Annotated in this window: 9 protein-coding genes; 5 read left to right on the top strand and 4 right to left on the bottom strand. The window is 63.3% G+C overall.

Annotation, left to right across the window (positions count from 1 at the left end; translation table 11 throughout):
- Both APH36_RS08075 and APH36_RS08080 read left to right on the top strand, forming a co-directional pair.
- The coding region (locus APH36_RS08075; RefSeq protein ID WP_060498199.1) for a PLP-dependent aminotransferase family protein at nt 1-1,244 on the top strand (1,244 nt) is incomplete at its 5' end.
- A 61-nt stretch (nt 1,245-1,305) separates the two neighbouring features.
- A complete protein-coding gene (locus APH36_RS08080) occupies nt 1,306-2,862 on the top strand; it encodes a phospholipase D family protein (protein WP_060498200.1) in 1,557 nt (518 codons plus the stop codon).
- Nucleotides 2,863-2,902: 40 nt separating this feature from the next.
- Here the strand turns inward: APH36_RS08080 and APH36_RS08085 are convergent, their stop codons facing one another.
- Complete coding sequence (locus APH36_RS08085) at nt 2,903-4,042, bottom strand: MFS transporter (RefSeq protein WP_060498201.1); 1,140 nt, start codon at nt 4,040-4,042, stop codon at nt 2,903-2,905.
- A 101-nt stretch (nt 4,043-4,143) separates the two neighbouring features.
- On the bottom strand, nt 4,144-5,637 hold the full coding sequence (locus APH36_RS08090; RefSeq protein ID WP_060498202.1) for an aldehyde dehydrogenase: 1,494 nt from the start codon (nt 5,635-5,637) through the stop codon (nt 4,144-4,146).
- Nucleotides 5,638-5,833: 196 nt separating this feature from the next.
- Here APH36_RS08090 and APH36_RS08095 point away from each other — a divergent pair, with 196 nt between their 5' ends.
- Nucleotides 5,834-6,193, top strand: coding sequence for a cupin domain-containing protein (locus APH36_RS08095; RefSeq protein WP_060498203.1), 360 nt, complete (start codon nt 5,834-5,836; stop codon nt 6,191-6,193).
- 83 nt (nt 6,194-6,276) lie between these two features.
- The gene (locus APH36_RS08100; protein ID WP_060498204.1) at nt 6,277-6,480 is read left to right on the top strand and encodes a hypothetical protein; all 204 of its coding nucleotides are present in this window, start codon (nt 6,277-6,279) and stop codon (nt 6,478-6,480) included.
- 66 nt (nt 6,481-6,546) lie between these two features.
- On the opposite strand, the gene rpmG is transcribed toward APH36_RS08100, so the two are convergent.
- Together rpmG and rpmB are read right to left on the bottom strand one after the other, a co-directional pair.
- Nucleotides 6,547-6,702 carry a 50S ribosomal protein L33 gene (gene rpmG, locus APH36_RS08105; RefSeq protein ID WP_003253507.1) on the bottom strand — a complete coding sequence of 52 codons (156 nt, stop codon included), beginning with the start codon at nt 6,700-6,702 and terminating at the stop codon, nt 6,547-6,549.
- 11 nt (nt 6,703-6,713) lie between these two features.
- Nucleotides 6,714-6,950: a 50S ribosomal protein L28 gene (gene rpmB / locus APH36_RS08110; RefSeq protein WP_003253504.1), complete on the bottom strand. Its 237-nt coding sequence runs from the start codon at nt 6,948-6,950 to the stop codon at nt 6,714-6,716.
- A 362-nt stretch (nt 6,951-7,312) separates the two neighbouring features.
- Between rpmB and APH36_RS08115 the strand changes: the two genes are divergently transcribed.
- Complete coding sequence (locus APH36_RS08115) at nt 7,313-8,920, top strand: ABC transporter substrate-binding protein (protein ID WP_060498205.1); 1,608 nt, start codon at nt 7,313-7,315, stop codon at nt 8,918-8,920.
- Nucleotides 8,921-8,949 lie beyond the last annotated feature (29 nt).

An 8,949-nucleotide genomic window follows, 5' to 3' on the forward strand; every position in this document is an offset into this window, starting at 1 on the left:
GCTACTTCGTCAGTGACCACCGCCTGCTGCCAGCCCTGCCCGCCGTCAGCCGCCCGGCCCAACGCCCGGTGGACATCTCGCAGTGGGAACAGGTGCTGGAATTGGTGCGCAGCACCCCACGCAAGGATGTGGTCCAGCTCGGCCGCGGCATGCCCGACATCGACAGCCCCACCCTCAAGCCGCTGCTGCGCAGCCTGGCGCAGTTGAGCCGGCGGCAGGACATGCCAGGCCTGTACTACGACAACATCCACGGCAACCTGGCCCTGCGTGAACAGGTTGCCCGGCTGGTGCTCGATTCCGGTTGCCGCCTGGGCCCGGCTGACCTGGTGATCACCACCGGCTGCCACGAGGCGCTATCGTGCAGCATCCGCGCCGTGTGCGAGCCTGGCGACATCGTTGCCGTCGACTCCCCCAGCTTCCACGGCGCCATGCAAACCCTGAAGGGCCTGGGCATGAAAGCGCTGGAAATCCCCACCGACCCGGTCACCGGCATCAGCCTGGAGGCGCTGGAGCTGGCTCTGGAGCAGTGGCCGATCAAGCTCATCCAGATCACCCCCAGCTGCAACAACCCGCTTGGCTACATCATGCCCGAGGCACGCAAGAAGGCCTTGCTGAGCCTGGCCCAGCGCTACGACGTGGCAATTCTGGAGGATGATGTATACGGCGACCTGGCCTACACCTACCCGCGCCCGCGCACCCTCAAGTCGTTCGATGACGATGGCCGCGTGCTGCTGTGCAGTTCGTTCTCCAAAACCCTCGCCCCTGGCCTGCGGGTAGGCTGGGTGGCCCCTGGGCGCTATCTGGAGCGCGTGCTGCACATGAAATACATCAGCACCGGCAGCACCGCCTGCCAGCCCCAACTGGCCATCGCCGACTTCATCGCCGCCGGGCACTATCAACCCCATGTCCGGCGTATGCGCAGCCAGTACCAACGCGGCCGCGACCTGATGAGCGACTGGGTGACCCGCTACTTCCCGGCGGGCACCCGGGTGAGCCGGCCCCAGGGCGGCTTCATGCTCTGGGTAGAATTGCCCGAACATTTCGATACGCTGCGCCTGAACCGAGCTTTACTGGAGCAGGGCGTTCAGGTGGCCGTCGGCAGTATCTTCTCGGCCTCGGGCAAGTTCCGCCACTGCCTGCGCATGAACTTCGCCGCGCGGCCAACGCCGCAGATCGAAGCCGCCGTGCGCAAGGTAGGTGAAACCGCCCTTCGTCTACTGGATGAAGAAAGCGCCGACGCGTAACTTTGCGCCGCCCGCGACGGTCCAACCCCCCAAAGACCTTGCTGCACAGGAAGATCCACCCTTGAGACTCCAGCGAGCCTTGCCTCTGCTGCTGGTACTGTCGTTTGGCCTTACCGGCTGCGCCAGCGTCAGTGTGCCCCGCGAAACCAGCCAGGCGTTACCCGCCAACGACTCGGCCTTCGGCCGCTCGGTGCTGCGCCAGGCCGCGCCCTACGGGGGGAGCTCGGGCTTTCGCCTGCTGCCCAACAGCAACGAGGCATTCCGCGCCCGTGCCGAACTGATCCGCAACGCCCAGGCAAGCATCGACCTGCAGTACTACATCGTCCACGACGGCCTCAGCACCCGCGCACTGGTGCATGAACTGCTACGCGCCGCCGACCGTGGCGTGCGTGTACGCATCCTGCTGGACGACACCACCAGCGATGGCCTGGACACCATCATGGGCACCCTGGATGCCCACCCGAACATCCAGATTCGCGTGTTCAACCCGCTGCACTTGGGCCGCAGTACGGGCGTGACGCGCGCCGTGGGCCGGCTGTTCAACCTGTCGCGCCAGCACCGGCGCATGCATAACAAACTCTTCCTGGTGGACAACAGCATGGCCATCGTGGGCGGCCGCAACCTGGGTGACGAGTATTTCGATGCCGAGCCCAACCTCAACTTCACCGACATAGACCTGCTGGGTGTAGGCCCGGTGGCTGAACAGCTTGGGCACAGTTTCGACCAGTACTGGAACAGCGCCCTGAGCCGGCCGATTACCGACTTCCTCTGGCGTGCTCCGGATGCCAATGACCTGCACGCCAGCCGCCATCGCCTGGAGGTGTCGCTGGCCGAAGCCAGAACCCGGCGCAAGGCCTTGTACGACCGCCTGATGGCCTACCAGTCGCAGCCGCGCCTGGATGTCTGGCGCAATGAGCTGATCTGGGCCCACGCCCAGGCGTTGTGGGATGCACCGAGCAAGGTGCTGGCCGATGACGAACCCGACCCACAGCTGTTGCTGAGCCAGCAACTGGCGCCGGACCTGGCCAACGTGCACCGCGAGTTGATCCTGATGTCGGCCTACTTCGTGCCGGGCGAACCGGGCCTGCTCTACCTCACCGGCCGCGCCGACGCCGGTGCTTCGGTGAGGCTGCTGACCAACTCGCTGGAAGCCACCGACGTGCCGGCGGTGCATGGTGGCTATGCGCCCTATCGGCGGGCCTTGCTTGAGCATGGCGTGCAGCTGTTCGAGCTGCGCCGCCAGCCGGGTGCGCCAGTACACACGCGCCTCAGCCTGCATGGCAGCAGCTCGGATTCGAGCCTGCACACCAAGGCGATCGTGTTCGACCGGCGCAAGACCTTCATCGGCTCGTTCAACTTCGACCCGCGTTCCGTGCTGTGGAACACCGAGGTAGGCGTGCTGGTGGACAGCCCGGAGCTGGCCGAATACACCCGCGAACTGGCCCAGCAAGGTATGGCACCTGCGTTGAGTTACCAGGTGAAACTGGTGGGTGACAAATTGGTTTGGGCGACCGAGGACAATGGCCAACGGCATATACTGACCTCTGAGCCGGGCGGGATGTGGCGGCGGTTCAATGCCTGGATCAGCAAGGCCGTTGGCCTGGAGAAGATGTTGTAGCAACGATCTTTGGGGGCCGCAGAGCGGCCCCCAAATTCCATCAGGCAGACACTGCCTCGAAAGCCCCACGCCGCTGGGTCAACACCACCAGCCCGGCAGCCCCGGCAGCCATCAGGAACAGCAATGCATGTCCGCTGATCCACTGGCTGCCGGCCCCCGCCAGCAACGGCCCGAGCAGGCAGCCAATACCCCAGAGCTGCGCCACATGGGCATTGGCCCTTACCAGCTCATCATCGCGATAACGCTCACCGATCAGCACCAGCGACAGGGTGAACAAGCCACCGGCACTGGCCCCGAACAGCACCCACAACGGCCACACAACCGGGGTATGCAGCAGCAGCGGAATCGCCAGGCTGGACACCAGCAGCGTCACCGCACACCCCGTGAACAATGCACGTCGCGACATATGGTCGGCCAGCGCGCCGATCGGCAGCTGCAGCACTGCATCACCAACCACCACGGTACTGACCATGAACAGGGCGATTTCAGTGGTAAAGCCTTGCTGCAGGCAATACACCGGCAGCAAGGTAAGGATCATTGCCTCGAACGAGGCGAACAGGGCGATGGCCCAGGCAATCACAGGCAAGCGCCGGCAGAAGGCGAACAAGTCGCGGAAGGTAACGCTGCAGGCCTCCGTGCTCGGCGCTCCGCCACGCCCCAACAGCACCAGCGGTGCCGCCAGCAGCAGGCCGGTCGCGGCCCAGAAGCCGAAGTCGTCATCCGAGCCGAGGAAACCCAACACCAACGGCCCGGCCAGCTGGCTCAGGGCATAGCTGCTGCCGTACAGGGCCACCAGCCGGCCACGCCACTGCTTGACTACCAACTGGTTGATCCAGCTTTCGCCGAGGATGAACACCACGGTGAGGGACATACCGATCATCAGCCGCAGCAACAGCCACAGCGGGTAGCTGGGCAGCAGCGCGACCAACCCGATCGACAGCGCCCCGCCCCACAGGCACAAACGCATGGCCGAAGGCACGCCGACCCAGCCGGCCAGGCGGCTGGCGATACTGGCGCCGGCCAGAACACCCAGCGCTGGCATCGCAGCCATTACGCCAATGGCGAAGCTGCCGTAGCCCCAGGCCTCCAGGCGCAGGGATACCAGCGGCATGCTTACGCCAAGGGCCAGCCCGACACTGAGTACGGATGCCAGCACGGCGAAATAGGTACCCCAACGCATTGCAGCCTCCCAGGCAGAATTCTTGAACAGCAAAAACGACAAAGCCGGGGCAGCGTGAGCCGACCCGGCTTAGGTTGGGGCTGCTCTGCAGCCCCCGGCGATTACAGCTTGATCCAGGTCGCCTTCAGCTCGGTGTATTTCTCCAGTGCATGCAGCGACTTGTCACGGCCGTTGCCCGACTGCTTGAAGCCACCGAACGGCGCGGTCATGTCGCCGCCATCGTACTGGTTGACCCACACGCTGCCAGCGCGCACGGCACGGGCGGTCTTGTGGGCCTTGGAAATGTCCGAGGTCCAGATGCCGGCGGCCAGGCCATATGGCGTGTCGTTGGCAATGGCCACGGCTTCTTCAGCGGTGTCGAAGGCAATCACCGACAGCACTGGGCCGAAGATTTCTTCCTGGGCAATGCGCATGGCGTTGGTCACGCCGTCGAAGATGGTCGGTTCGACGTAGGTACCACCCGTCTCTTCCAGGGTACGCTTGCCGCCAGCCAGCAGCTTGGCGCCATCCTGGTGGCCCGCTTCGATGTACGACAGCACGGTGTTCATCTGCTGGGTATCGACCAGGGCACCGACGGTGGTCGCCGGGTCCAGCGGGTTGCCGGGCTTCCAGCCTTTCAGGGCCTCGACCACCATCGGCAGGAACTTGTCCTTGATCGAACGCTCGACCAGCAGGCGCGAACCTGCGGTGCACACTTCGCCCTGGTTGAAAGCGATAGCGCTGGCAGCCGCTTCGGCAGCTGCTTGCAGGTCTGGCGCGTCGGCGAAGACGATGTTCGGGCTCTTGCCGCCGGCTTCCAGCCAGATACGCTTCATGTTCGATTCGCCCGCGTACACCATCAGCTGCTTGGCGATCTTGGTCGAGCCGGTGAACACGAGGGTGTCGACGTCCATGTGCAGGGCCAGGGCCTTGCCCACAGTGTGGCCGTAGCCGGGCAGCACGTTCAGCACACCTGCCGGGATACCGGCTTCGATCGCCAGCTGGGCGATACGGATGGCGGTCAGCGGCGATTTTTCGGACGGCTTGAGCACCACCGAGTTACCGGTGGCCAGCGCCGGGCCGAGTTTCCAGCAGGCCATCAGCAGCGGGAAGTTCCACGGTACGATGGCACCGACCACACCCACTGGCTCACGGGTAACCAGGCCAAGCTGGTCGTGCGGGGTCGGGGCGACTTCGTCGTAGACCTTGTCGATGGCTTCGGCGGTCCAGTGAATGGCTTGCGCCGCACCCGGGATGTCGATGGTGGAGGAGTCGCCGATCGGCTTGCCCATGTCCAGGGTTTCCAGCAGCGCCAGCTCTTCAACGTTCTTGCGCAGCAGGTCGGCGAAGCGGATCAGCTTGGCCTTACGCTTGGCCGGGGCCAGCTGCGACCACACGCCAGCGTTGAACGTGGCGCGGGCGTTTTCCACTGCGCGGTTGGCATCGGCCAGGTCGCAGCTGGCAACCTTGGCCAGGAAGCGTCCGTCGACCGGGCTCAGGCACTCGAAGGTTTCACCGGATACGGCATCGGTGTATTCGCCGTTGATGAAGGCGCGACCTTCGATCTTCAGTTGCTGGGCACGTTGTTCCCAGTCCGCACGGGTCAGGGTGGTCATACGAAACTCCTCCTCTTGTTTAGGTGCAACGCCGCACTGAGGACTCACAGGCGTTGTCAGAATTCTGGCCGGGCGACGCGCGCACACGGGCAAGCGATACCCTAAACCAGCCGGTGTAAACTATCAATATATTTGACACGCAGGGCTAAAAAGCCTACTGATGTTCATTTTATTAAACAAGAACAGGAGCCGCACCATGAGAATAGACAGCATCATCGACTTCGCGCAGGTCATCACCGAGGCCGAACGCTACCGCCCGGCGGCGGAAAAAATCCTCAAGGGCGAGCCGGACCAGGCTGTCTATAACCATTATTCCAGCCCGTGCGGGCAGTTTGCCGCAGGCGTGTGGGAAGGTGAGGTGGGCCAGTGGACGGTGAACTACACCGAATACGAATACTGCGAAATCGTCCAGGGCGTTTCGGTGCTGCGCGACCAGGACGGCGGGGCGAAAACCCTGCGCTCCGGTGATCGGTTCGTGATTCCCGCCGGTTTCAAAGGTACTTGGGAGGTGCTGGAACCGTGCCGCAAGATCTATGTGATGTTCGAACAGAAATAACTATGTAGTGCAGGCAGCCTGCTGGCGTGCGTGAGGATGGCCCTGCCCATGTCGGGCCATCCAACTTCAACAGGAAGATCACCATGACCAACGAAGACGTTCTGAAAACCCTCGCCCACCTGGTCGGCACCCCCTACGCGCCGGCAATCAAAGACACCATCTGCTCCCTCACCGGCCGCACCCGGGTAGTCGGCCCCAACGAGATGTGCACCCGCGAGTACGACGTCGAGCGCATCCAGATCAAGGCCGGCACCGACCTGCTGATCCAGGGCTTCCACTTCGGTTGAGCGTAATGCAGGCATAAAAAAACCCGCGTCCTTTCGGATGCGGGTTTTTTTCAGGTCGCCGATCAATTACTTGATCTTGGCTTCCTTGTACACCACGTGCTTGCGAACAACCGGATCATATTTCTTGATCTCGATTTTGTCCGGGGTGGTGCGCTTGTTCTTGTCGGTGGTGTAGAAGTGGCCGGTACCGGCACTCGAAACCAGACGGATCAATTCACGCATGATGTTCTCCCTTAAACCTTGGCGCCAGCTTTACGGATGTCAACCAGAACGGCGTCGATGCCGCGCTTGTCGATGATACGCATGCCTTTGGCGGAAACGCGCAGACGCACGAAACGCTTCTCGGATTCAACCCAGAAACGGTGGTGCTGCAGGTTCGGCAGGAAACGACGACGGGTTTTGTTGTTTGCGTGGGAAATGTTGTTCCCGGTTACTGGACCCTTACCAGTAACTTGACAGACTCTCGACATGACTCAGCCCTCTAAAACCACATGCCCAACCCGGCATGGGTTGGCCGCTTAATCTCTCAGTCTTTGGCGCCTTGGGCGCCGTGATTCTGGAGGTCTTATCGACCGGATCCGCTGATGCGACAGGCCGAGCCCCTAGAAAAGAGCGCTGCTTTATACCAGAAAGACTTGGCTGCAACAACAGTAGATGCACATTACCGCGAGCCAGAACGCGCCGGGCCAGCATAACGGCAGGCCCCGCCAGCCGTCGACCGCTCGTCGCCAGATTTGTAAAAAAGGGTGTGGTCATTTGCCGGCAGGCGCACTAGGGTAAGCCTTTTCCAGACTGCACTGGCAGATGGGCCACTGACAGCCAAGGAGCCACCATGCGTGTAGCCGCCCTTTCCTTATTGTTCAACTCTCTGTTCGCCGCCGGCGCCCTGTTCGCTGCCGGCGCTGCCCAGGCCGCCCCGCTGAGCGTTTGCAGCGAGGCAAGCCCCGAAGGCTTCGACGTGGTGCAGTACAACTCGCTGACCACCACCAACGCCACGGCTGACGTGCTGATGAACCGCCTGGTGGAGTTCGACGCGGCGCAGGGCAAGGTGGTGCCGAGCCTGGCGGCCAGCTGGGCAGTGTCGGTCGACGGCCTGGTGTATGACTTCACCCTGCGCGATGGCGTGAAATTCCACACCACCCCCTACTTCAAGCCAAGCCGCGAGCTGAATGCCGACGACGTGCTATTCAGCTTCCAGCGCATGCTCTACCCGGCCCATGCCTGGCACAAGACTGCACCGGGCGGCTACCCGCATGCCCAATCGCTGCAGCTGGGCAGCCTGATCAAGGCGATCGAGGCACCGACGCCGAACACCGTGCGCTTCACCCTCAGCCACCCGGACGCCACCTTCCTGGCCACCCTGAGCATGGGCTTCGCCTCGATCTATTCCGCCGAATATGCCGACAAGCTGCTGAAGGCCGGCACGCCGGAGAAGCTCAACAGCCAGCCGATCGGCACCGGGCCTTTCGTGTTCCAGCGCTTCCAGAAGGACGCCGTGGTGCGCTACCGCGCCAACCCGGACTACTTCGCCGGCAAGCCGGCGGTCAACCCGTTGATCTTCGCCATCACCACCGACGCCAACGTGCGCCTGCAGAAGCTCAAGCGCGGCGAGTGCCAGGTCGCCCTGTCACCCAAGCCACTGGACATTGCCGAAGCGGGCAAGGACGGCAACCTCAAGGTGGCCAGCACTCCGGCGTTCATGACCGCCTTCGTCGCCATCAACAGCCAGCACCCGCCGCTGGACAAACCGGAAGTGCGCCAGGCCATCAACCTGGCTTTCGACAAGCAGGCCTACCTCAAGGCCGTGTTCGAAGATTCCGCGGTGGCCGCCAACGGCCCCTACCCGCCAAACACCTGGAGCTACGCCAAGGACCTGCCCGGCTACCCGCTGGACCTGAAGAAAGCCAAGGCGTTGCTGACCAAGGCTGGCTTGGGTGAAGGCTTCAGCACCACGATCTGGACCCGCCCGTCGGGCAGCCTGCTCAACCCCAACCCCAGCCTCGGCGCACAGATGCTGCAGGCTGACCTGACCAAGATCGGCATCAAGGCTGAAATCCGTGTGATCGAGTGGGGCGAGCTGATACGCCGCGCCAAGGCCGGCGAGCATGACCTGCTGTTCATGGGTTGGGCAGGCGACAACGGTGACCCGGACAACTTCCTCAGCCCGCAGTTTTCCTGTGCGGCGGTCGAGTCGGGGACCAACTTCGCACGGTTCTGCGACAACCGCCTGGACCAGTTGATCAGCGCCGGGCGCACCACCAACGACCAGAGCGTGCGCAGCCGGTTGTACCAGCAGGCGCAAGCGTTGATCCAGCAACAGGCGCTGTGGGTGCCACTGGCGCACCCGACGGCGGCCACCCTGCTCCGCCAAGGGGTTGAGGGATACCAGGTGAACCCGTTCGGGCGGCTGGACTTGAGCAAGGTGTCGGTGACCAAGTAAGCCCTGGAGGTGCCTACCTTGAAAGGGGT

Origin of the sequence: Pseudomonas sp. NBRC 111133 (assembly GCF_001320605.1) — a bacterium.
In the GTDB taxonomy this organism is placed as follows: Bacteria; Pseudomonadota; Gammaproteobacteria; order Pseudomonadales; family Pseudomonadaceae; genus Aquipseudomonas; species Aquipseudomonas monteilii.